General features: G+C 70.9%; 1 protein-coding gene and 1 pseudogene. One reads left to right on the plus strand and one right to left on the minus strand.

Going from position 1 to position 1,590, the window contains the following annotated elements; genetic code table 11:
* A pseudogene (locus ACFWEP_RS34575) lies at window positions 1–534 on the minus strand (D-alanyl-D-alanine carboxypeptidase); the annotation flags it as partial.
* Between the two features lie 193 nt (window positions 535–727).
* On the opposite strand from ACFWEP_RS34575, the gene ACFWEP_RS34580 reads away from it, so the two are divergent.
* Window positions 728–1,441, plus strand: coding sequence for a GPP34 family phosphoprotein (locus ACFWEP_RS34580; RefSeq protein ID WP_387376256.1), 714 nt, complete (start codon window positions 728–730; stop codon window positions 1,439–1,441).
* Window positions 1,442–1,590: the final 149 nt, after the last annotated feature.

Here is a 1,590-nt window from a genome sequence, read left to right on the forward strand (position 1 = left end):
GTCCTCGGCCTCGGTGGCGTCCGCCGTCGCGTCGTCCGCGTCCGGAACCGCTGCGGCGTCCGTGCCCTCGTCGCTGTTCTCGGCCTCGGGCTCGGGCCCGTCGGCGGACGCGGCCTCGTCCGCCGACGGGACCGGAACGCGAAAGCGGAACACCGCGGTGGCGGAGTCCGGCTCCGCCTCGGCTGCCGGCTCCGCGTCGGCGGCCTCAGGCTTCGCGCCCGCGTCCGTGTCCGGCTCCGCGTCGGCGGCCTCAGGCTTCGCGCCCGCGCCCGTGTCCGGCTCCGCGCCCGTGTCCGTGTCCGTGTCCGTGTCCGGCTCCGCGGGAGTGTCCGGCTCCGCGGGAGTGCCGGTATCGCCGTCCGCGGGGGAAGCACCGTCCGTCCCGGAACCGGTATCGCCGTCCGCCGCGTCACCGACTGTGTCGTCGCTCGGTCCGGCGGGTTCGCGGAACACGGAGAGCCTGGGGTCGCGTTCCTCCGGAGCCGCCCCCGAGGACTTCGACTGCTCCGACTTGCCGGGGGACTCGCCCGCCACCAATGCCTCCTCTTAAAGCTGCGGGGACTGCCCCCGCTGTCCGAACCGTGTACCAGTGTCCTGTGTGAACCCTGGCTTCAGCTGCTAGACGAGAACGACATACCTACTGGTTCCCGTACAAAGCTGACAGGCGCTCTCGACAGACAGTTGTGAGAGGGGTCACCCTGTCACTCATCCACGCGGGGAGGCATGGATGGGCAGGAGCCGCAGAACAATTCCGGAAGAGCTTTTGCTGCTCGCTCTGGACCCGACCACGGGTACCACGGCGCAGCCGCAGTCGCTCGACCTCGGCCTCGCCGGAGCACAGCTAGTGGAGCTGGCTCTGGCAGGTCGGATAGCCCCTGACGGGGATCGTATCGCCGTGGTGATGCCACGGCCGACTGGAGATCCGACACTGGACTCCGCACTGGAACTGCTGCGCAGACGCGGCAGCCCGGTACGGGCGGTCCACTGGATCGGCGGACCCCGACTGGGGCTCCGTCAGGTCTATCTCGCTCATCTGGAGCGGTGCGGCATGGTGCATGCCGTGGCGGGCCAGATGTGCGGAGTGCTGCCGACGACTCGCTACCAGGCGACGGACACGGCAGTCAGCAGGGACATCAGATCCCGGCTGGACAGTGCGATCCGCACCGGTGTACCGCCGGACCCGCGGACCGCGGCGCTTGCCGCGCTGGCCCACGCGGTCGGACTCGGCAAGCACCTGTACCCGGGGAACGAGGGGCGTTCATCACGCTCCCGCCTCCGGGACCTGATCAGGCACGACCCGATGGGCGGCCTCGTGGCGCATGCCGTGATGGACGTCCAGAGCGGCGCGGGCGCACAGCCCCGCCGCAACCAGCAGGCAACGGGAGTGCCGTTGCAGCCGCAAGCACGTCGCGGCAGCATGGCTCAGATCGCCGCCGGCTGAACGCAGTGAGCTGAACCGCGGTGCGCCGCGCGGGACATCCGCGCTGCGCACCGTTTCGAAGGACCGCGCGGGAGACCGCGCGGAGAATCCCCATACCGCCGTACCGACGTCCGCGAAGACCCGGTTCGGGAGCCGCACCACACGCGGGG

The organism is Streptomyces sp. NPDC060198 (assembly GCF_042728415.1).
Classification (GTDB): Bacteria; Actinomycetota; Actinomycetes; order Streptomycetales; family Streptomycetaceae; genus Streptomyces.